We start from the raw sequence: 22,044 nt of genomic DNA on the forward strand, positions 1-22,044 counted from the left end.
TTGGCGTGGTGTCGTCAGGGTCTGAGTCCGGTGGCAGCGAGGCAGCCGTCGACGATGTGGCTGCGGTACTGGATCTTCTTGAGGCCGGTCCTGAGGGCTCGGACAAGGTCCTCGGGAGTGGCGAAGACCGTGTTGGCATGGGCGGTGCGCCTGAGGACCGACCAGATGCCTTCGACCGGGTTGAGGTCAGGAGTGTAGGCGGGCAGGTGGTAGACGGTCAGCCAGTCGGTGACCTCGATGAACTCGCGCATGCCCTTGGTGCGGTGGGTGTTGAGGTTGTCCCAGATGAGGATGATCGGGGCGCCGAGACGGCCGTGGGCGTAGACCAGCAGCCAGCGGAAGTCCCTCCAGTCGTAGCTGCGACGCTCGCCCTTGGCAGGTCGCCGGTTGTGGACATGCAGTTTGTAGAACAGCCGTGAGCGTTCGCCGGGTTTGTAGCAGCACAGTCCGGCGAGGGTGACGCGGCAGCGGGTCCAGCCACGCATCCGGATCGTGGGGGTGAGGGCGCGACGGGCCCATGTTCCGCGGGACGGCGGCGTCATCGAGAAACCTGCCTCGTCCTCGAAGACGATCCAGGCCCCGAGCGCCGCCGCAGTCATTCCACGTGCGGCCACGTGTCCTTCATCCAGCTGGCCACCGCGGCATCGTCCCGTTCCAGGGCGCGCCTGGCCGGAGCCTGCCGGCTCCAGCCTCCACGCCGCATGGTCTGGTAGACCGCCGCGATGCTCAGGCTCACACGCAACCGGCGGCGGATGACCGCCTGGATCCTGGCCAGCGTCCAGGTCTGGTCCGGCCAGCCATGAGCGATGGGGCCTTTGTCGAGCTCTGCTTCCAGCACTGCGAACTGTTCGGGGCCGATCTTCGGCCGGCACATCGGCCCGCTCGAACGCAGTGCCCGGCGGCCGCCCTCACGCCAGGTCCGGCGCCAGCGCTGCACCGACCGCTCACTGACCCGTAATCGCTTCGCGATCACCTGATTCGTCAGCCCTTCAGCGAACCAGCCTGCCGCCTCCAGGCGAAGAGCCTCCCGGAAAGCCTGACGCTCCGACGTCAGACCCCCACCCTGCGGATACCTCATACAACCGGCATACCGCGACGATCAGCAGCCGTCAGCCCCCGACACAACGTAAAAATCCTCAGTATGTCACCGCGCAGGCCGCGGCCGATGCCGGCAGGTCTGCGTTTCGTGTATCCGATCCGGCGAACGACGCCATCCAGCTCGGCTCCCCGTACGTCACCACGGACTCGACCGCGACGCTGATCGTGCTCACCGGGCAGGCATCGAAGACAATCGCCGAACAGCAGAAGGCCATAGCCGAAGCACACGCCAAGAACGCCCAAGAAGAAGCCGCCAACGCCAAGGCCCTTGCCAACCAGGCGCAGGAAGACACCAAGGCCGCCTACCAGCACTCCGCCAACGCGGCCGGTTACGCCGCTGACGCCCGCGGCTACGCCAAGGAAGCCCTTGGCTACTCAGCCGAGGCCGCCACGTCCGCGTCCCTGGCCGCGGCCTCCCTGGCCCGCACCACCGAATTCGGCCGCCAGGCGGCAGAAGACGCCGTCGCAGCAGACCAGGCCGCAGACCGCTCCGAAGGCCACGCCAAGGACGCACGCAACTCCGCCGACCAGGCAGCCCTCGACGCCACCGCCGCCCGCAACGCGGCAGCCCAGGCCGAACAGGACGCCAAGGCAGCCCGCACAGCGGCCGACCGCGCCGCCACCGAAGCCGAACAAGCGGCGAAGGACGCCGACAAGTACGCCAAGGAAGCCCAGGAATCAGCCGACCGCGCCGAGAAGGCCGCCAAGGCGAAACAGATCAACGCCGGAACCGTCGTCGACCAGACCGGTGGCTCCATCGGCAACATGTTCTACGCCGTCAAGCGCATCGACAAAATCGGGGATCCCCAGACGGTAAAGAAGACCGAAGCCTGCGACAGCTGGATCGACAAGCTCGCCTACAGGGGCGGCTGCACCGTCACGGTGAAGATCCGGTACAAGGCACTCCTCGACCTGTACCTGTGTAACGCGCCGGTCCTGGACCCATCGAAGTCCACGTGTCCCGCTGATGCGACGACCTATCTGGGCGAGTACCCGACTGCGGAACTGTCCCAAGAGCTCACGCACACCATCACGATGGCCGAATACCAGGCGACCGTAGACCCAGTCGACATCCTCTTCGGCAGCTGGATCAAGTGCGTTCAGAAAATCGTACCCGGCGGCGAGAACGGAAGCTGGGGCGGATGCGCCTGGGCCGGGGTGGACGTCGCCCTCCTGTTCTCAGGGAAAATCCTCAGGCCGATCGCTGACGCCGTCAGGGCGGCTGATGCCGCCGCCAGGACCGGTATCGGCGTCGCGGACGCCTACAAGGCCCTGCGCACGCTTGGCCTGACCGAGACCGCTATCGAGGGTATCGGCGCCAGAGCACTGAGCGGATTCGCCGAAATGTGCGCCACCAAACCAAGGGCCAAGGCTCTTCGTGTGGCAGCCGCGCAGAGCGACGACCCTTGCATGGGGATGATTCCCTATTACAGCACGGAACTCAGCCGAATGGCATACACGGCCAGAAAAGCAGCAGGATTCACCTCTGGTCGCAATGTTGCGGTAGCGAGGGTTCCCGGCTGGAATAATCCGAAGACTGGCGATCTCGTGGTCGGCTTCAGTAAGGGGGATGGATATCACTCAGAGGATCACATCCTCGACCAGCTGAAGGCGAAGAACTTCAAGCCGTCTCAGATCACCGAGCTTTACAGCGAGCGGAGCCCCTGCCCCGAGTGCAAGCCCAAGTTGGCGGCAGTACTAGAGCCCGGGACCCCGATCTCGTGGTCCGTTCCCGACGGCGCAGGTTCAAGCGACTGGCTCTACGCCATGATCCAGGCGCTAGAGAGGCCGTCCTTCAAACAGTCCGCTGAACAATAAGATCAAGGTGCGGTGGGCCTCCCCGCCCTGCCGCCCACCACACCTGGCCACAAGAAGGAGGAAAAACTCTTGACAGAGTATGGGTTCATCCGCGCTTCCGATGAGGTTCTATCCATCCGAAATAAACTAGCGGACCAGGTCATCCAGGCTCTCCAGCGCGCCGGCTTGCCTGCTTTTCGTGAAGGAGAATCCGGATTCCAGGACCAGGCTGGCGCGGTGGTCCATGTCGAACCAGACGCCGAGACAATGTCAGCATCGGTATCCGTGGGATGGCGATGCAGCGCCGGTCAACTGCAGTCCGCTTTGGAGGATCTCACCTCGGGACTAACTGACACTCCTGCCACCCGCTACCCTGGCACGGTTGGTCTACATATGCAGATACCACTCATCAAGATTCTACTGTCGGCGGGGATCATCGCCACCCCCAATAATGACAATATGAATCCGAGTCATGTCCTAATTTTCGGGCGGACATCTGACCTACCACCCGAACTGAGGCCCACGTTCCTTCCACCAGGAACGTAACCAAAGGAAATTCCTGAACGGTCCGTCGGTTTCCATCGACGGGCCGTTCCGGCCGTCCCAGCCGAACCTCGGCATCTTCGCATCGGGAAGCCGCCATCACATGCGACAGCACACAGTCAGCGGCCCCCGCCGGCAGCACCATCGCAGGCTGCTCGGCCGCGTAGACAGCAGTGGCGGGAAGCGACAGAGTCAGAGCCGCGGCGGCCGTGGTCACGGCCCACATCATGAGGCCGCTCGTACCGTCCACTCACGCAACGGCCCTCTGGCGAACACAACCCTCACCCGGCTTGAGCCACCGGGCTCAGAACTTGGCAGCACCGGCTGGCGGCGAAAGCACAGCGACGGCGATAGACGGCTCTCGTACTGTCATGCGGCACTAACCTTGGTGCGCCGCAGTGATGTTCCAGGGGGGAGCTACCCACCGTGCAACCTTTGCAAGAGCAGGAACCCGAGCAGGTCGCCGACTACCGGCCTCTTGGCCGCCTAGGGTCTGCCGTCAAAGTGATCTTGCGTTGTGGATCATGGTCGGGTGATACGTCGCCATGAACTGTCGGACGCTGAGTGGGAACTCGTGCAGCCGTTGCTGCCGCAGCCTGCGCTGGGGCGGCCGCGGCTGGACGACCGGACGGTCCTGAACGGGATCGTGTGGAAGTTCCGGACCGGGGTCGCCTGGCGGGACGTGCCCGACCGGTACGGGTCGTGGGCCAGCCTCCACACCCGTTTCCGCCGGTGGGCGGCGGACGGAACATTCGAGCGGATGCTCCAGGCCGCGCAGGCGCAAGCGGACGCGGCAGGCGACATCGAGTGGCTGGTGTCGGTGGACTCCACCGTTGTCCGTGCCCACCAGCACGCGTCCGGGGCCCGAAAAGGTGCCTCTATGGCCTTCGTCAAGCCGTAGCCGGTATGGGCGGCTGGGTAGAAGGTGCCGTCTCGGAGCATGGCGAAGAGGACGTCGATGCGGCGTCGGGCGAGCGCGATGAGGGCTGCGATGTGGTGTTTTCCCTCGCGGCGTTTGCGGTCGTAGTAGGCGCGTGACTCCGGTTGGGACAAGGAGGCGAACGCGGCGAGGTAGAAGGCTCGTTTGAGCTGTTTGTTGCCTCGCCGGGAAGGATGTTCGCCGCGGATGGAGGAGCCGGAACTGCGGGTCACGGGTGCCAGGCCGGCGTAGGCGGCGAGGTGGCCGGCGGTGGCGAAACCGCTGCCGTCACCGACGTCGATCAGGATGCGGGCCGCGGTCCTGATCCCGATGCCGGGCATCGAGATCAGGACCTGGGAAAGAGGGTGGGCCTCCAGGAGTTCCTCGATCCGGGTGGCGAGGAGTTTTCGCTGGTCAAGGACGGATTGGAGGGAGCTGGCGAGGCTGGGGACGATCAGCGCGGCGGCGTCAGTGCCCGGGACGACGACGGTCTGTTCGTCGAGTGCGGTGAAGATGTCCTCGACCAGCTGCTCGGCCATCCGCGGTGCCTTGGGACGTATCAGGGTCGCCAGGCGGCGGCGTCCGGCCTTGCGGATCCGGGCCGGGGAGCCGAACTGGTCCAGCAGTTTCAGCACGGCCGGGTGCTGGATCCGCGGGCCCAGGACACGTTCCAGAGAGGGGTGGATCTGGGTGATCAGGCCGCGGAGCCGGTTGGCGATCCGGGTGGACTCGCCCGCGAGATCGTCGTCAAACCCGGCGATCATCGCGAGCTCGGCAACCGTTTCGTTCGCGAGATCGATCGTCCGCCGGGTGTGGGGCATCGCTCTGGCGGCGTCCGCGATGATGAACGCGTCGCGGGCGTCGGTTTTCGCCTCGCCAGGATAGAGATCGGCGATCCGCCGCATCGTCAGTCCCGGCAGATAGGCGACCTGGCAGCCTGTGTCCCGGGCGACCGCCAGCGGCAGGGCTCCGATGGAAGCAGGCTGGTCGACGACCACCAGCACCGTTCCGTGCTTGGCCTGGAGCTTGTCGAACAGCTCCCGCAGTTTCGGTTCGCTGTTGGGCAGAGGCTTGTCGAACACCCTCTTCCCCGCCCGGTTCAGGGCAGTGGCATGGTGATCGCCCTTGCCGACGTCCAGGCCCAGATAGACGTCGATGCCACTCTCGTGCGACATGCCCTTCGCTCCCGTGCTCGCCCGTTCCCCGGCCTCACCTGCGGCATCAGCGTGCCGGCATCCACGTTACGAAGAGATGCCTCGCCCATCCACGGGTCCGGCGCTCGTGCCTCTAATCAGCGGTCTGCCAATGCCTCCGACACCGGCGACACCACCTTTTCGATCATCATCGACTGGGGGCTCAAGTCATACCGGGGCCGAAGGCCGGGAGCCTCATTACGAGGCCACGAAGACGGTAACGGGGCTCCGCAGCCCGGCCCTCGGCCGGTCCCGCAGCGGGCTGACCAGCAAGATTCACCTGGCCCGCGACGGGACGGGCCGACCCCTCGCGTTCGTCCTGACCAGCGGGAACATCAACGACTGTACCCAGTTCACCGCCGTGATGGACGCGATACGGGTGCCCCGGATCGGGCCGGGCAGACCGCGCATCAGGCCCGACCACGTCATAGGCGACAAGGGCTACAGCTCGAAGGCCATCCGTTCTTGGCTGCGACGCCGCGGCATCACGCACACGATCCCGGAACGATCCGACCAGGTCCGCAACCGAACCCAGCGAGGCAGCCGGGGCGGCCGACCGCTGGCTTTCAACAAGCAGGTCTACAAGCACCGCAACGTCGTGGAACGGTGCTTCAACCGCCTCAAGCAATGGCGCGGCATCGCGACCAGGTACGACAAGACCGCCCAGTCCTACCAAGCAGCTGTCACCCTCGCGTCGCTCCTGATGTGGGCGTGACACTTTGACGACAACTCCTAGCCCGCACAGGTGATACGAAACAGGCAGTCAGAGGGCGTTTAGCTCATAATTTTGGTTTTTTGAGCCGGTATGGGCTTGCGGCCGGTCGGGGCTGCTGGGGTTGGTGTGGTTCATGGTGCGAAAGTGGCTGCCAGACGGGCTTCTTGGGCTGCCTCCTCCTGTTTCATCCCAAGCCGCCGGGTTTCACGCCGTGTGCTTCGGGCGCCGGTCCGCGCGCCTGGGCCACCTGGGTAGCCCGGAATCATGCCTGAACGCCGCCGATACCCAAGCGATCTGTCCGATGCCCGGTGGGAGCTGGTCGAGCCGGTCCTGACCGCCTGGCGGTCCGAGCGCCGCGGCCGAGGCCTGGACATCGGCCGGCCTCCGGACCACGATCTGCGGAGCCTGCTGGACGCAGTCCTCTACGTGAACCGGACGGGCATCCCGTGGCGCTACCTTCCGCACGACTACCCGCACTGGAACACCATCTACGCCTACTTCGCCCGCTGGCAGGAAGAGGGTGTCTTCGACCAGCTCAATACCCTCCTGCGACGTCAAGTCCGCAGGCAGGAGGGCCGCGAGGAGGAACCGACCGCCTGCGTCATCGACTCCCAGAGCATCAAAACCTCTACCAACGTGCCCGCCTGCGAGCAGGGCATCGACGCCGGAAAGAAGATTGTCGGACGCAAGCGGAGCATCGTCATCGACACCGTCGGACTCCTCCTGGCCGTCGTGGTCACCGCCGCGAGCGTGCAGGACTCAATCGCCGGGCAGACCCTCATCGAACGGGTCGCATCCGAGCATCCCACCATCCGCAAGACCTGGGTCGACGGCGGCTACCGCCAGCACCTCGTCGAGTACGCCGCCACCCTCGGCATCGACATGCACATCGTCCGCCGCGACCCCACCACCAGGGGATTTACCGTCCTGCCCCGCCGTTGGACCGTCGAAAGAACCCTCGGCTGGCTTATGAACCACCGCCGTCTCACGCGCGACTACGAAGCCTGCCCCCACCGCTCCGAAGCCATGATCCACCTCGCGATGATCAACCTCATGACCCGCAGACTCACCGTCGAATCCACCCCCACATGGCGCGGCGCATGAACCACTATCAACCCGGCAATCCGGGATGAAACAACAGGAGGAAACGCCCTCTCACGGTGGGGTGGCCAACAGCGTCCACACGCCGTGGGACAGATCGAGCACGCCCTCGATCATCCGGCTGGCCGCCAGGGCCAGCGGCATCCGGACGGCGTTCTGGAAGTACACCGACCGCGGCGTGAGATGGGCCGGCACGCGGCGCGCGTACAGCGAGAGCGCGGGCCGCCCTGCGTACCGGAACAGGCCCGGCCGATCCGCAGGCGACGTCGTGTCCGCGGGCACGGGCGCGCCGAGCACGATCCGCGCCGCAGTGACCACGAGGGTCCCGGTGTGCGCGATGTCCAGGACGATCGCGCCACCGCGCACCACGGCCGCGCTGCTCGTACCCGGCACCGGCAAGTCGATGCGGTGGGCCTCGAAGTCCGCCGCGGCGGCGGTGCACGGGGCGTCGGAGGGCTCCGGGCCCCGGCCGGACAGCCCGAGGGCGACCTCGTGGCACGCGGTGGCCGAGGCGCCATGAACAGGACACCACGACCAGAACCGTGCTGTGGGCACAGTCACCGGCGTGGCGCATGTGCCCGGCGCACAGTGCCGCGTTGTGCACCGCTCCACCACTCGAGATCACGCCGTGAGCCGGCTCCCTCCGCCTGCACCTGCACCCGTGTCCGACGACTTCAACGCCCGGCAGCCCGGCGTCCGCACCCTCAAGGCATCAGGGCTCAGCGACCGGGCGCGGTCGTCGTGCTGGAACGTACGACGAGGCGCGGTTCGACCGAGCGCGGCTCGGGGACGGGGCCGGGGGCGTCGATCTGGCGGAGCAGATGGGTCACCGCGAGGGCGCCCATGTGCTGGAACGGCTGGGCGATGGTGGTGAGGGAGGGTGAGCAGTACTCGGCGAGCTCGATGTCGTCGAATCCGACAACCGAGATGTCGTCCGGTACGCGCCGCCCCGCCTCGTGCAGGGCCCTGATCACCCCGAAGGCCATCTCGTCGCTCGCGACGAAAACGGCGGTGACGTCCGGGATCCGCGCGAGCACCAGGCCGTTCCGGTAGCCCGAGGCGGGTGACCAGTCCCCCTCCAGCGGTGGCGGCACCGCACAGCCCGCGCTTTCGAGGGCGGATTGCCAGCCGTCGCGGCGGTGGGCTGATTCCAGCCACTCCACGGGGCCGGTGATGTGCCACACCGTCTCGTGTCCGAGGTCCAGCAGGTGCTGGGTGGCGATGCGAGCGGCCTGGACCTGGTCGATCGCGAGGACCTCGGTCGCGTCGGTGCGCGAGCCGTCGATGGTGACGGTGGGCGTGGAGCGGGTGAGCTGCTCGATCCTGCTGCTGGTATGAATGAGCGGCACCGAGAGGATGATCCCTTCGACGTCCTGGTCAGCGAGCCGGGAGAGCGCGTTCTCGATGGCGGAGGTGTCCAGCGAGGCGGTGGTGGCGGCGCTGACGGCGTAGCCGGCCTCATGGGCAGCCTTCTCGATGCCGGAGGTTACGGCTGCCCTGGAGTAGAAGCTCGTCTGGAGGGTCACGACGCCGATGCTCCGGCTCCGGCCCGACGAGAGCATCCGCGCGGCGTTGTTGCGGCGGTAGCCGAGCTGGTCGACCGCCGCCAAGACCTTCGCGCGCGTCTTCTCCTGCACGTTGGGGTGGCCGGCGAGCGCGCGCGAGACGGTCTGCGCGGACACGCCCGCAACCCGGGCAACGTCCACCATGCCCGGGGGGCGCGCTCCGCTGTGGGTGTCACCGCTCTTCGCCATGGGATCCCTTTCTTCTGTCCGACCTGGTCAATGATATCGCTCGCATGGCTGTTCACGTGCAGTTTCACTGGCCAGGACACCAACCGCTACCACCTATTGGCATCGATAACATTCTCTGCCATAGTTTCGGCCAGCACACCGGGCGGACGACACCGTCGGTGTGCCCCGTCGGACAGGCGGCCCCCGTGCAGGACGTCTCCGTTGCCTGCCACGGCACTCAGGAGGAGCTGTGAAGCGTAGTTTCATCCGTTTTGTGGGAGCGGCGGGAGTCCTCACCCTCGCCTTTGCGGCCACCGGCTGCTCGGGGTCGGCGTCCGGCACCCCATCGACCCCCGGAAAGGCATCGATAACATTCTGGGGATGGGCTCCCGGCTACGAGGACGCCGTCAACGCCTTCAACGCAGGCCACCCGGACATCAAGGTCACCTACCAAACGGTGCAGCCCGGGGCGAAGGGTGGCTACCAGAAGATGCTGAACGCCGTGAAGGCGGGCAACGCACCCTGCCTGGCCCAGGTGGGGTACGAGACGATGCCCAGCTTCGCCGCCCAGGGCGCCCTCCAGAACGTGTCGAAGCACGCCGGCTCCGCCAAGCAGGAGTACCAGAGCGCCGCCTGGAACGCGGTGAGTCTCGGCAAGGCCGTCTACGGAGCTCCGGTGGACACCGGCCCCATGGCCCTCTTCTACAACAAGAAGCTGTTCGACTCGCTCGGTCTGAAGCCCCCGACCACCTGGGCCGAGTATCGCGCCGCGGGGGAGAAGATCCACGCCTCCGACCCCAAGCGGTTCATCTCCTCGCCCTACCTCGACTACGACTACGCCGGGCTCGCCTGGCAGGCCGGCGCCGACTGGTTCGGCGTCGACAAGGACGCCTGGAAGGTCAACATGGCCTCCGCGGAGAACAAGAAGGTCGCGGACTACTGGCAGGGCCTCGCGAACGACGGCCTGATCAGCAGCGCCCCCATGTACGACCAGGCGTGGTACACGGGGCTGGGCAACGGCGACATCGCCACGGTCGTGGGGGCGGTGTGGCAGGCGGGAGTCATCAAGGGCGGCGCCAAGGACGGGGACGGGCAGTGGGCCGTCGCCCCCATGCCGCAGTGGCAGGAGGGCGACAAGAAGGTCGGCAACGCGGGCGGATCGGCCACGGCCGTGCTCAAGGGCTGCGAGAACACCGCGGCTGCATGGGAGTTCGCCCACTGGCTGGGAACCGACAAGCAGGCGTTCGGCACGCTGGTCGAGAAGGCTTCGCTCTATCCCGCAGCGAACGATCTGCTCCACCTGCCGCAGCTGAAGGCCGACCCCTACTTCGGCGGCCAGCAGATCTACGACGTCTTCGCCGCGGCCGCGCCCGACGTCGACCCCGGGTGGACCTGGGGCCCGCTGATGACCTCCACGGTCGCGGACCTCAATGACGGCCTCGGCAAGGCGTGGACCGGAAAGGGAACCATCGCGCAGGCCCTGGGCCACGCTCAGGACTCGACCCTGGCCGAAATGCGCAAGCAGGGCCTGGCGGTCGCGCAGTAGCACTGTCGCCGGGGCGGGGACGCGACAGGGATCCTTCTCGCCCCCGCCGCGCCATCAGCAAGTGCAAGCAGTCGCCCCGCCGTTGACTCGCCGGCCGGCGGGGCGAACCACAGTGAGGACCCCGTTCGTGACCCAAGCCTCCCCTTCGGTACGCGCAACCGGACGGCGCCCGGCGGCCGCCGCTCCGTCCCGGCCCGCACGCGGAGCCCTCTCCGGGCGCCCGCGGCCTCTGAGCCCGTTGCTCTTCTGCGCCCCGTTCGTCGCCCTGTTCGTGGCCATGTACATCGCACCGATCCTGTACGCGGCCTACAACAGTCTTTTCACCGTCCGCCGGTCGGGTCTGGGCCTGACCGCCCCGACGGAGGTCTTCGCCCCTCTGGACAACTACGTGCGCGCCGTGCACGACGGATCGTTCACGGCCTCGCTCGGCCGCGTGGCCCTGTTCGGCGTCGTACAGGTGCCGCTCATGCTGGCAGTGGCACTGGTGCTGGCCCTGCTCATCGACTCCAAGTCGGCGCGGGGCCGGGGCTTCTTCCGACTGACGAGCTTCATCCCCTACGCGATCCCCGGCGTCAGTGCCGCACTCGTGTGGTCGTTCATGTACTCCTCGACGTCCAGCCCGCTCAACCGGCTGCTCGAACCGTTCTCCGTCACCATCCCGTTCTTCGACGACGACATCGTGCTGTGGTCGGTGGCCAACATCGTCACCTGGAGCTGGGCCGGCTACAACATGATCATCATCTATGCGGCCCTGCAGTCCATCCCCGCCGAGGTCCTGGAAGCCGCCCGGATGGACGGAGCCTCCGCCCTGCGGATCGCCTGGAGCATCAAGATCCCCGCGGTACGGGGCGCGCTGGTGCTCACCACGGTGTTCTCGATCATCGGATCGGCCCAGCTGTTCAACGAGCCGACCGTGCTGCAGCCGGTCTCCGGCGGTTCGATCTCCTCCGCCTTCACGCCTCTGATGTCGGCACAGAGCGCGGTCGCAGCGGGCAACTACCCGTACGCGGCAGCCCAGTCGGTCCTGCTCGCGGTCGCCGTGGGCCTGGTGTCACTCATCTTCTTCAAGCTGACCCGCCGAGGAGACCAGGCATGACCACGGTGATCCCTGCCCCCGTTCCCGCCCCCTCGCCGGCGCCCAAGCGGATCGGACCCCGCCGCGAGACGCGCCCGGCCGGCCGCGTCACCGTACTCGCCCTGCTGGGACTGTCCGCGTTCTACTTCCTCTTCCCGCTGTGGTGGCTGCTGGTGTCTGCGACCAAACCCTTCGGGGAGCAGTTCAGTGGCAGCGGCCTGTGGTTCGACGGCTTCGGCCTGTTCGACAACGTCGCCCGGCTCAGCAGCCAGGACGACGGCATCTTCTGGCGCTGGATGCTCAACAGCGTTCTGTACTGCGGCGTCGGCGCGCTCATCGGCACCGTCTTCTCCGCCCTGACCGGGTACGCCCTGGCCAAGTACGACTTCCCCGGCCGCGGAACTCTGTTCTCCCTGGTCCTGGCAGCCGTCCTCGTGCCCAAGGTGCTGTTCACTCTGCCGCTGTACCTGATGTTCTCGGGCGTTCACCTGATCGACAACCCTCTGGCGGTCCTGCTGCCGAGCGTCATCAGCCCTTTCGGCGTCTACCTGGCGCGCGTCTTCGCCGAGCAGAGCGTGCCCGACGAGGTCCTCGAAGCCGGCCGTCTCGACGGCGCGGGTGAATTCCGCATCTTCCGCACGATCGGGGTGCGGATGATGCTCCCTGCCCTCGTCACGATCTTCCTGTTCCAGTTCGTCGAGATCTGGAACAACTACCTGCTGCCCGCCATGGTCCTGGGAGACGACCGGCTGCAGCCGGTCACGGTCGGTCTCGTCGCCTGGAACGCCAGCCACGTCGCCGTACCACCGCCCCTCGTCGTCATCGGGTCCCTGGTCTCCATCACCCCGCTTCTGATCGCCTTCCTCGCGCTCCAGCGCTTCTGGCGCGCGGGCATGACCGCCGGAGCCGTCAAATGACCCCTCCCGCCCTCACCACCGAGTCCGCCGGCACCGCCCGCCCCGCCCCCGTCACCGACGCGCTCGTCACGCAGCCCGTGCTGAGCTGGGCCGACGGCGCCTTCCTGCGCCACGGGCAGCCCCACCGGGTCCTGTCCGGCTCCCTGCACTACTTCCGCGTCCACCCGCAGCAATGGGCCGACCGCCTCCGGCGCGTCGCCGCACTCGGCCTCAACACCGTGGACACCTACGTGCCGTGGAACTTCCACGAGCGCAGACGCGGTGACATCCGCTTCGACGGCTGGCGTGACCTGCCGCGGTTCCTCCGGCTCGCCGAGGAAACCGGCCTCGACGTCATCGTCCGCCCCGGCCCGTACATCTGCGCCGAATGGGACAACGGCGGCCTGCCCGCCTGGCTGACCGGACGGCCCGGCATGCGGCCCAGGAGCAGCCACCGCGAGTTCCTCGACGAGGTCGGACGCTGGTTCGACGCATTGATCCCGCTCGTCGCCGACCACCAGGCGGCACACGACGGCCCGGTCGTGGCCGTGCAGATCGAGAACGAGTACGGCAGCTACGGCGACGACCACACCTACATGCGCTGGCTGCGCGACGCCCTGGCAACACGCGGCGTCCGCGAGCTCCTGTTCACCGCGGACGGGCCCACACCGCTGATGCTCGACGGCGGCACCCTTCCCGGCGAACTCGCGGCCGCCACGTTCGGGTCACGCCCCGACCAGGCTGCCGGGCTGCTGCGTTCACGCCGCGCCGACGAGCCCTTCCTCTGCGCCGAGTTCTGGAACGGCTGGTTCGACCACTGGGGCGAGAAGCACCACGTCCGATCCCCTTCGAACGCCGCCGACGACGTCGACGGCATCCTGGCCCAAGGCGGGTCGCTGAGCCTGTACATGGCACACGGCGGCACCAACTTCGGGCTGTGGGCCGGCGCGAACCACGACGGCACGGCCCTCCAGCCGACCATCACCAGCTACGACTCCGACGCCCCAGTGGCCGAACACGGCGCGCTCACCAGCAAGTTCTACGCGCTGCGCGACAAGCTCGCCCCCCACAGCACACGGCCCGTCCCCGAGCCGCCGGACGACCCGCCCCTGTTGGAGCCCGCCACCCTCCCCGTACACCGCGGATCCGCGCTGCCGGCTGCACTGAGGTCGGTGTCGACGCCCGTGCACGCCGCCAACCCGCTGAGTTTCGAGGAGCTCGGCCAAGCTTCCGGCCTCGTGCTCTACACCGCGCACCCGGTCGTACCGCCCGGCACCCACGAGGTGACGGTCACCGGCCTCCACGACCGCGCACAGGTCTTCGTCGACGGCTCCCTCGTCACCGTCCTGGACCGGCCGACAGCGTCCTTCGGCGTCACCGGCACGGGCGCGGCGATCCAACTCGACCTGCTGGTGGAGAACCAGGGACGCATCAACTACGGCCCCCTGCTGGGACAGGGGAAGGGCATTCTGGGCGGGGTCCGCGTGGAGCGGCGGCTCGTCCACGGATGGTCCATGTGCCCCCTGCCGCTCGACGAGTGGACCGCCGAGGAACTCACGCGCGCCGGCACGGCCGCCGAGTCCGCCGACAGCCGCGGCATCGCCACCGCACGCCTGCACGTCGATGAGCCCGCCGACACCTTCCTGAGCCTGCCCGGCTTCGGCAAGGGCTTCGTCTGGGTCAACGACACCCTGCTCGGCCGCTACTGGGACGTGGGCCCGCAGACGACCCTGTACCTTCCCCGTCCGCTGCTGCGCACGGGGGACAACCTCCTGACGATCCTGGAACTCGACCGCTTCGGCCACCATGTCGACCTCGTGGACGCGCCCGACCTCGGGCCCTGCGAGGAGTACATCGAGACGTTCGACTGAGCGCCGACGCCGCTCCCCCACACCCCTCGCACGGTCGATTCAGCAACCGCGCAACACCTCGAAGGAATCCAGCACCGATGTCCACTCCCCCGGGCTCCGCGCACACCTCCCACACCTCACGCGAGATCGCCTCCCAGCCGGACTGCTGGCGCATGGCGGCCGCCTCGGTCACCGACCACCAGGACGTCCTGCCCCGGCTCGGTGAGCGCGTGGCCGTCGTCGGCTGCGGAACCTCCTGGTTCATGGCCCTGGCCTACGCCGAACTGCGCGAGCGGGCCGGTCAAGGCGAGACGGACTCCTTCGCCGCCTCCCGGTTCCCCGCGGGCCGCCGCTACGACCGCATCGTGGCGCTGACCCGCTCGGGCACCACCACCGAAGTCCTGGACCTCCTGGCCAGGCTGCGCGGGCAGGCGCCGGTCACCGCCGTCACCGCCGACGCAGGCACCCCGGTGGCCGACGTTGCCGACGGCGTCATCGAACTCGCCTACGCCGACGAGAAGTCGGTCGTGCAGACCAGGTTCGCCACGACGACATTCGTCCTTCTGCGTGCCCACCTGGAGAGCGGCGGCCCGCTGCCCCGGGGAGTGCGTACGATCGCGCAGGCCGCCGCGGACGCCGAACGGGCCGTGGCCGCACCGCTGCCCGAGGTGATGTGCGCAGCGGAGCAGATCACCTTCCTGGGCGATGGCTGGGCCTACGGCCTTGCGCTGGAGGCGGGGCTGAAGATGCGGGAGGCGGCCGGCGCCTGGACGGAGGCATACCCGGCGATGGAGTACCGCCACGGCCCCATCAGCATCGCCCGCCCCGGCCGCGGCACCTGGGTCTTCGGCCCCGCACCGCACGGCCTCGCGGACGACGTCGCCCGTACCGGCGTCGCCTACGTCGCCGAATCCGGCGACGCGGCCGGCGATCTGGACCCGCTGTCCGACCTCGTACGAGCCCAGCGCCTGGCCGTCCACCTGGCCGGCGCACGGGGGCTCGACCCGGACCGGCCCCGTGCTCTGAGCCGCTCCGTGGTGCTGGCCGGCGCGCATGCCTGAGCATGCCGGCAGCCGCACCTGCGTGATCGCTCTGGACGTCGGCGGCACGTCGATGAAGGGCGCGCTCCTCGACCGCACCATGCGGCCGCTGGCGACCCTGCGCAGCTCGACCCCGCGGCGCCAAGGCCATGAAGCCACGGTGGACGCGATCACCTGGTTGCTGCGCGACCTGGCGGGGGCGGCGGTCGGCATCGGCGTGGAACCCGTCGCCGCGGGCATCGTGGTCCCGGGCATCGTCGACGAGCCCACGCAGCGCGCGGTGCACTCGGTCAACCTCGGCTGGTACGACCTGCCCCTGGCCGCGGTACTCACGGACGCGACGGGACTCCCGGTCCGGATCGGCCACGACGTCCGCGCCGGCGGCACGGCGGAGAGCAGGCTCGGCGCAGCCCGCGGCTTCGACGACGCCCTCTTCGTGGCCATCGGCACGGGAATCTCCGCCGCCCTCCTGGTCGAAGGCCGTCCGCTCCGTGCGTGCGGATACGCCGGAGAAATCGGACACCTGACGGTCGCCCCCGGAGCCGAGCAGTGCGCGTGCGGCATGAGGGGCTGCCTGGAGGCGGTGGCCTCGGCCCGCGCGATCGCCGCCGTCTACGCCGCCCGGTCTGGGCATGAGGTCGAGGGGGCCGAGGAGGTCGCGGCTCTCGTGGCGCGTGCCGATCCGGTGGCGTGCCGTGTGTGGGAGCGCGCCGTCGAGGCGCTGGCGGAAGCATTCGCCGCGTGCGCCGCGGTCCTCGCTCCGGAAGTGATCGTGGTCGGCGGGGGCCTGTCCCAGGCCGGCGGCCTCCTGATCGACCCCCTGCGCATCGCGCTCGACCGCCGCCTGAGCTGTCACCGGCGACCGAAGCTGGTCCGGGCGGCTCTCGGGGAGCAGGCCGGCTGCCTCGGAGCCGGCCTGCTCGGCTGGGAAGCCGCCGACGCCGACCCAGCGGCCGGCAGGCCGGTCGAGCTGGTGGCCGACCCGGCCGGAGGAGCACTGTGATCCTCACGGTCACCCTGAACGCCGCCCTGGACGTCACCTACTTCGTCGACGAGGTGACCCCCCATGCCTCCCACCGCGTCACGCAGCCCGTCGAGCGGGCCGGCGGCAAGGGCATCAACGTGACGCGGGTCCTGGCGGCACTGCGCCACCCGGTGCTCGCCACGGGTCTGGTGGGAGGGACGACCGGCCGGATCCTCCGCGAGGACCTGCGGGCGTCCGGCCTCAAGGACGCACTGGTCCCCGTACGGGGTGAATCCCGCAAGACCATCACCGTCGTCTCCGAACGCAACGGGGACGCCACCGTGTTCAACCCGCCCGGGCCGCACGTCGACCCGCAGTCATGGCGGGCCTTCACACGGCGGTTCGCCGAACTCGCCGCCCGGGCCGACGTCGTCGTTCTTGCCGGCAGCCTCCCGCCGGGTCTGCCGTGCGACAGTTACGCCGGACTGCTGGCGACGGCCCGTGACGCCGGGGCCGTGACCGTCCTCGACACCAGCGGCGCCGCCCTGCTCGCCGCGCTGGACGCCGGCCCGGACGTGATCAAGCCGAACGCGGCGGAGATCCGCGAAGTCACCGGACGGTCCGATGTCGCCGACGCGGCCGCGGAACTCCAGGCGCGCGGCGCTCGGACGGTCGTCGCCTCCGACGGCCCCCAGGGCCTGCACGCCGTCACCCCGGAGGGGCGCTACCGCACCCTTCCGCCCGCCCAGCTGCGCGGCAACCCGACCGGCGCGGGTGACGCCTGCGTCGCCGCGCTCGCAGCCGGTCTCGCGACGGGCCTGCCCTGGCCGGACCTCCTGCGGGACGCCGTCGCGCTGTCCGCGGCCGCCGTCTCGGCACCCCTCGCGGGCGACTTCCGCCGCGACCTCTACGACCAGTTCCGTACGACCGCAACCGTGAGTGTGGAGAGGCCCCATGCCGCTGACAGCCACTGACGACATCATCGGCCCCGCGTACGCCCTGAACCGGGGGGTCGGAGCGTTCAACGTCGTCCAGCTCGAGCACGCCGAGGCCATCGTGGACGGAGCACACCGGGCGAACCTGCCCGTGATCCTCCAGATCAGCGAGAACACCATCCGCTACCACGGCTCCCTCGCACCGATCGGCCGCGCCGCACTCGCCCTGGCCGAGCAGGCGACGGTGCCCGTGGCCGTGCATCTGGACCACGCCGAGTCCGAGGACCTGGTGCACGAAGCCGTTCGGCTCGGCTTCACCTCCGTGATGTTCGACGCCTCCAAGCTGCCGTACGGGCAGAACGTCGCGGCCACCCGGGCGGTCACCGAGTACGGGCACCGGGCCGACGTTCTCGTCGAGGCGGAGCTGGGCGAGGTAGGCGGCAAGAACGGCGCCCACGCCCCCGGTGTCCGCACCGACCCCGCGGAGGCCCGGGAGTTCGCCGCGGCGACCGCGGTGGACTGCCTGGCAGTGGCGGTCGGCAGCTCCCACGCGATGGCCACTCGCGACGCCGTACTGGACTTCGACCTGATCGCGCGGCTGCGCAGCGCCACCCGCGTGCCGCTGGTCCTCCACGGTTCGTCGGGCGTCTCGGACGCGGACCTCGCCAAAGCCGTGTCGGCGGGGATGACGAAGGTCAACATCTCCACCCACCTCAACGGCATCTTCTCCGCGACCGTCCGGCGGGAACTCCACCGTCAGCCCGCGGTCAGCGACTCCCGCAAGTACCTCGGCCCGGCCCGTGAGGAGGTCGCGGCGGAAGTCGCGCGCCTCCTGAACGTTCTGGCGGGCGTCTGAGGACCCGCCCCCCACACTGCTCCGCGCCCCGTGTCGTCCTGCCCCGGGGCGCGGAGCACCCCACTCGGGCCGCCTCGCAGCAGTCCCGAGCACAACCGCCGTCCCCAAGGACGACGGACCGTCAAGGGAGCCGCCCCACTAGGCTCCTCCCATCAGGGAGTACCCGTGATCACTCCTCGAAGCAGACTGGCCGGCGCACTCGCCGCCGCCGCGCTGGTCATCTCCGGCGGCAGCACGCTGATGATGCCCTCGGCATCCGCAGCGTCGACCGCCCCTGTCCCCGCCCCCGCCACCTACTCCGTCACCGTTGGCGCCAAGGGCTCCTGGACACACCCTGACGACACCCCCGCCGGCACCTACGTCGACAAGGACGGCACGTTCTACTTCCAGCAGGCCCACGCGCTCTACGGCGCCGACGATCCCCGCAAGTGGACGTTCTTCACCGGGACGAACCTGGACACCGCCACCCGGTCCGTCGCCATCAGCGACGCGGTCAACCCGGCCAACTCCAACGACCGCAACAACGACACCACCTGGCGCTGCAACAACAGCCCCACCGGGCTCGAAGCGACACCCGCCCCGGCGGGTTCGAGCTACGCACACCGGAACTACTGTGACCTCGCCGGCGTCTGGGTCGACCCGGACACCGGCGACTGGTACGGACTCGTGCACAACGAGTTCACCCCACAGCCGTTCACCGACGGCCTGCACTACGACGGCATCGACTACGCGGTCTCCAAGGACCAGGGCCGCACGTGGACCATCAAGGACCACGTCATCACCTCGCACTACAGCACCGAGCGCGGGGACGACGCCGCCTTCCCGCAGCAGACCTTCCACTACGGCACCGGTGACCAGCGGCTGTTCGTCGACACCGGGTCCGGTTACTTCTACGCCTTCTACGGCTCCCGGATCGTGAACAAGGGCGGCGGCTGGGCCGCGTTCTACGGGCACGTCGCCCGCGCTCCGATATCGGCGAAGCTGGCGCCCGGCTCCTGGCAGAAGTGGTACGACGGCGCCTGGTCCGAGCCCGGCCTGGGCGGCCGCGAGAGCAACATGGTGCCCGTCGGCTCCGGCAGCGCGACCGGATACACCCCGCCGTCGAAGGAGTACGACCCGGCCAACAGCGGCTCCGTGAGCCAGCAGGTCGCCGCCGGCCTGATGCCCCCGACGTCCCCGCTGTTCGTCATGGACATCACCTACAACGCCCACCTCGGCCTGTACATCGGCCAGCCCCAGGCGGTCGACCAGAGCGGCAACGCCTCCCAGGAGATCTACGCCACCGCTGACTTGACCACCCAGAAGTGGTTCCGTCTCGGCGACACGGGCAGCTACAAGAACGCCTCCTGGTACCGCTGGTTCCTCGACAGCGGCAACAAGACCAGCTCCACCATCGTGGGCAAGAACTTCCGCTCGTACTGCTCCTTCGGCTGCTCCAACGGAGCCAGTAGCGAGTACGTCAACCTCGCGATCGACACGACCGAGCCCGCCGCGCCGGTCGACACCTCCAAGGCCTACCGCATCGGCAGCGCGGGCGGCCGGGTCCTGGCCCAGGTTTCCGGCAGCTCGGCCACCACGTCGAGCGCCGCCGCCACCGGCTCCGGCCTCGAGTCGTGGACTTTCGCCTCGAACGGCGACGGCTCGTACCGCATCGCCAACTCCGGCACCGGTCAGCTCCTCGGGGTGGGCGCTGCCTCGACGGCGACCCGCGCCTGGGGCACCAAGCCCACCGTCACCGCGGCGGGAACCGGCGGACCCACGGTCGGCCAGCAGTGGTTCGTCATACGCGGCACCTCGCCCGCCGATGGCGCCTCCACCGGCACGTACAAGATCGTCAATCGGTACAGCGGCCTCGTCATCGGCCTCTCCGCGGACTCCACCCGCCTTGCCGAAACCACCCCCACCCGCAGCTGGACCAACACCACCGGCAACGCGGTCGGCGGCACCCGCACGGCCGGCGAGCAGACCCTGACACTGATCCCGATCGCCCAAGTCCCCGAAACGGTGATGGTCACCAACCCGGGCAACCAGGCCGGCACCGTGAACAAGGCCGTCTCCCTCCAGGCCGTGGCAACCGACTCCCTCGGCAAGCCCCTGACCTTCACGGCGACCGGCCTGCCGACCGGGTTGAGCATCAGCTCCAGCGGCCTGATCACCGGCACTCCCACCGCCGCCGGCGCCTCGACCGTGACGGTCACCGCAGCCTCCGGCACCGCCGGGGGCACGGCCACGTTCACCTGGGCGGTCACAGCCTCCCTCGACGGAGTCCACACCCTCACCGCCGGGGGCAAGGCACTCGACAACCCAGGCCACAGCACTACCCCCGGCACCCAGCTCATCACCTGGTCACCCAACGGCGGTGCCAACCAGAGCTGGACGTTCACTCAACAGACCGATGGCACGTACCAGCTCAAGAACAGCGAGTCCGGCCTCTGCGCCGACGTCGAAGGAGGCTCCACCAGCCCCGGCGCGAAGATCGTCCAGTGGACCTGCAGCAACGGCGCCAACCAGCGCTGGAACATCACGCGACAGGCGAACGGCACCCACACCGTCGCCTCCGCCTGGAGCGGACTGCTCCTGACCACCGCCTCCTCCGCCAATGGCGCACTGGTCACCCAGCAGCCCGACACCGGCACCACGCTCCAGCAGTGGACCGTCAACTGATGCCACTACGGCCGCCGCGGCCTTGACCGGCCTGCCGGGGTCCCGGCCCCCACCCGGAACCCCGGCAGGTCTTCCCAAGCACACGGCGACTGACGGCCGCGGCTGGAGCCACGTCACCCAGCTCCCGGCCCGCCCCGCTCAGGCGCTCTGCCACCGGCAGGGAACGAGTAACGACCGTCAGCCGGGACTCGGCCAGCAGGCGCGCGGCGGCCGTGGACGAGCAGATCGCCATTACAGGACGGTGCCGTGCAGGGCACGGCTGATAAAGCCGTGCCTACGATGGAGAACGCTCCAGCCCCGACAGTTGCGATGCCCGCGCCGAGGCGTTGTCACCGGGTGGCTATCCGAGCCAAACGATGTTCAGCACGGTCAGGCGGTGCAGGGGTCTGTTGACCCAGTAGGTGAGGGACAGCCTGCCGACCGACGCGTAGCGCACGTCCTCGCCTTCAGGGTCGTCGGCGTTCCACTGCCCGAACCCCCATGGGTTGACCGCGGCGGCGTCCAAGACGTCCCACACGGTGTCCTCTGCGTGCTCGGGCAGGGTGTCGAGAACCTTCGCAGCCGGCGCGGAGAAGCGGACCGCGTGCGGTTGCCCGGTCACCGGCGCCTTCCCCGCAGCTCTGCCATGTCAATCGTCTCGCCGTCGTCGTAGCCGGAGGCGACGAACGCGTCGACCGCCGGGGCATGGGCGAGGCGGCCCTGCCAGTCCTGGACGACCTCGTACAGACCGGCGAGGGAGAACGTCCGGCGCGACTCCTCCAGCGCTGCCGTCCACTCCCGCTCGAAGGCCGGCACCCACTGCGGCGCACGCCGGTCGGCACGCAGCTGGGCGAGGAGTTCAGCCGGGGCACCGGGCGAGGGCGCATACGACGGGATGGGCGTGTGCTCAGGCTGAGCGCTCATGATCGTCCTCCAGGAAGTCCTGTCGCCCCACGCTAGTACTGCCGCTGCCATCAGGGTCCCAATTCAGGTGCGGCTGTTACATCACTGTGCCGCCGGATTCGGCGTACGCCACCGGGTCCGTGAGCAGTTTCCGCCGGTGACGCTCCTGATGCTCTGCACCCCTCGGTGGATTCGCTCTGGCGAGGGAACCCGGGTGCCAGTGGGACTGTAAATCGT

17 protein-coding genes and 2 pseudogenes are annotated in these 22,044 nt (G+C 68.9%); 13 read left to right on the forward strand and 6 right to left on the reverse strand.

The window, feature by feature from the left end; all coding sequences use genetic code 11:
• Nucleotides 1–14: 14 nt before the first annotated feature.
• Nucleotides 15–1,078, reverse strand: a protein-coding gene (locus SLAV_RS43515; protein ID WP_425276217.1) for an IS630 family transposase whose coding sequence is annotated in 2 segments (ribosomal slippage) — nucleotides 15–632 and nucleotides 635–1,078 — 1,062 coding nt in all. Because the reading frame shifts where the segments join, the coding sequence is not laid out codon by codon here.
• Between the two features lie 185 nt (nucleotides 1,079–1,263).
• On the opposite strand from SLAV_RS43515, the gene SLAV_RS00855 reads away from it, so the two are divergent.
• Complete coding sequence (locus SLAV_RS00855) at nucleotides 1,264–2,916, forward strand: nucleic acid/nucleotide deaminase domain-containing protein (protein ID WP_167456779.1); 1,653 nt, start codon at nucleotides 1,264–1,266, stop codon at nucleotides 2,914–2,916.
• A gap of 1,057 nt (nucleotides 2,917–3,973) precedes the next feature.
• Nucleotides 3,974–4,309: pseudogene (locus SLAV_RS43520) on the forward strand (IS5 family transposase); the annotation flags it as partial.
• 19 nt (nucleotides 4,310–4,328) lie between these two features.
• Here SLAV_RS43520 and SLAV_RS00865 read toward each other — a convergent pair.
• Nucleotides 4,329–5,532 (reverse strand): annotated as a pseudogene (locus SLAV_RS00865) (IS110 family RNA-guided transposase).
• A gap of 130 nt (nucleotides 5,533–5,662) precedes the next feature.
• On the opposite strand from SLAV_RS00865, the gene SLAV_RS00870 reads away from it, so the two are divergent.
• Together SLAV_RS00870 and SLAV_RS00875 are read left to right on the forward strand one after the other, a co-directional pair.
• Nucleotides 5,663–6,265: an IS5 family transposase gene (locus tag SLAV_RS00870; RefSeq protein WP_159038049.1), complete on the forward strand. Its 603-nt coding sequence runs from the start codon at nucleotides 5,663–5,665 to the stop codon at nucleotides 6,263–6,265.
• A gap of 264 nt (nucleotides 6,266–6,529) precedes the next feature.
• Nucleotides 6,530–7,369 (forward strand): IS5 family transposase, encoded by an 840-nt coding sequence (locus SLAV_RS00875; protein ID WP_100660736.1) that lies wholly within the window; start codon nucleotides 6,530–6,532, stop codon nucleotides 7,367–7,369.
• A 51-nt stretch (nucleotides 7,370–7,420) separates the two neighbouring features.
• Here SLAV_RS00875 and SLAV_RS00880 read toward each other — a convergent pair whose 3' ends face one another.
• Both SLAV_RS00880 and SLAV_RS00885 read right to left on the reverse strand, forming a co-directional pair.
• The gene (locus SLAV_RS00880) at nucleotides 7,421–7,921 is read right to left on the reverse strand and encodes a hypothetical protein (protein WP_100660737.1); all 501 of its coding nucleotides are present in this window, start codon (nucleotides 7,919–7,921) and stop codon (nucleotides 7,421–7,423) included.
• 164 nt (nucleotides 7,922–8,085) lie between these two features.
• A complete protein-coding gene (locus SLAV_RS00885; RefSeq protein WP_199922250.1) occupies nucleotides 8,086–9,075 on the reverse strand; it encodes a LacI family DNA-binding transcriptional regulator in 990 nt (329 codons plus the stop codon).
• 274 nt (nucleotides 9,076–9,349) lie between these two features.
• Between SLAV_RS00885 and SLAV_RS00890 the strand changes: the two genes are divergently transcribed.
• From SLAV_RS00890 to SLAV_RS00930, 9 genes are all read left to right on the forward strand, one after another.
• Nucleotides 9,350–10,645, forward strand: a complete 1,296-nt coding sequence (locus tag SLAV_RS00890; RefSeq protein WP_037689285.1) for an ABC transporter substrate-binding protein — start codon at nucleotides 9,350–9,352, stop codon at nucleotides 10,643–10,645.
• Nucleotides 10,646–10,922: 277 nt separating this feature from the next.
• Nucleotides 10,923–11,741 carry a carbohydrate ABC transporter permease gene (locus SLAV_RS00895; RefSeq protein WP_100661228.1) on the forward strand — a complete coding sequence of 273 codons (819 nt, stop codon included), beginning with the start codon at nucleotides 10,923–10,925 and terminating at the stop codon, nucleotides 11,739–11,741.
• Nucleotides 11,738–12,637, forward strand: a complete 900-nt coding sequence (locus SLAV_RS00900) for a carbohydrate ABC transporter permease (RefSeq protein ID WP_051841549.1) — start codon at nucleotides 11,738–11,740, stop codon at nucleotides 12,635–12,637. The genes SLAV_RS00895 and SLAV_RS00900 overlap by 4 nt, the downstream gene beginning before the upstream one ends.
• Nucleotides 12,634–14,487: a glycoside hydrolase family 35 protein gene (locus tag SLAV_RS00905; RefSeq protein ID WP_078950761.1), complete on the forward strand. Its 1,854-nt coding sequence runs from the start codon at nucleotides 12,634–12,636 to the stop codon at nucleotides 14,485–14,487. Before SLAV_RS00900 ends, SLAV_RS00905 begins: the two co-directional genes overlap by 4 nt.
• 77 nt (nucleotides 14,488–14,564) lie before the next feature.
• Nucleotides 14,565–15,527, forward strand: coding sequence for an SIS domain-containing protein (locus SLAV_RS00910; RefSeq protein WP_030241673.1), 963 nt, complete (start codon nucleotides 14,565–14,567; stop codon nucleotides 15,525–15,527).
• Nucleotides 15,520–16,509, forward strand: coding sequence for an ROK family protein (locus SLAV_RS00915; RefSeq protein ID WP_051841548.1), 990 nt, complete (start codon nucleotides 15,520–15,522; stop codon nucleotides 16,507–16,509). Before SLAV_RS00910 ends, SLAV_RS00915 begins: the two co-directional genes overlap by 8 nt.
• Complete coding sequence (locus SLAV_RS00920) at nucleotides 16,506–17,444, forward strand: 1-phosphofructokinase family hexose kinase (protein WP_030241670.1); 939 nt, start codon at nucleotides 16,506–16,508, stop codon at nucleotides 17,442–17,444. Before SLAV_RS00915 ends, SLAV_RS00920 begins: the two co-directional genes overlap by 4 nt.
• Complete coding sequence (locus SLAV_RS00925) at nucleotides 17,425–18,261, forward strand: class II fructose-bisphosphate aldolase (RefSeq protein ID WP_030241667.1); 837 nt, start codon at nucleotides 17,425–17,427, stop codon at nucleotides 18,259–18,261. The genes SLAV_RS00920 and SLAV_RS00925 overlap by 20 nt, the downstream gene beginning before the upstream one ends.
• A gap of 165 nt (nucleotides 18,262–18,426) precedes the next feature.
• Entirely contained in the window at nucleotides 18,427–20,925 is a 2,499-nt protein-coding gene (locus SLAV_RS00930) for an RICIN domain-containing protein (protein WP_030241660.1), read from the forward strand.
• A 340-nt stretch (nucleotides 20,926–21,265) separates the two neighbouring features.
• Here SLAV_RS00930 and SLAV_RS00935 read toward each other — a convergent pair whose 3' ends face one another.
• Both SLAV_RS00935 and SLAV_RS00940 read right to left on the reverse strand, forming a co-directional pair.
• Nucleotides 21,266–21,526 carry a hypothetical protein gene (locus SLAV_RS00935; protein ID WP_030241655.1) on the reverse strand — a complete coding sequence of 87 codons (261 nt, stop codon included), beginning with the start codon at nucleotides 21,524–21,526 and terminating at the stop codon, nucleotides 21,266–21,268.
• A complete protein-coding gene (locus SLAV_RS00940; RefSeq protein WP_030241652.1) occupies nucleotides 21,523–21,828 on the reverse strand; it encodes a DUF6247 family protein in 306 nt (101 codons plus the stop codon). The genes SLAV_RS00935 and SLAV_RS00940 overlap by 4 nt, the downstream gene beginning before the upstream one ends.
• Nucleotides 21,829–22,044: the final 216 nt, after the last annotated feature.

It is taken from the genome of Streptomyces lavendulae subsp. lavendulae (assembly GCF_002803845.1).
GTDB classification, from domain to species: Bacteria; Actinomycetota; Actinomycetes; order Streptomycetales; family Streptomycetaceae; genus Streptomyces; species Streptomyces lavendulae.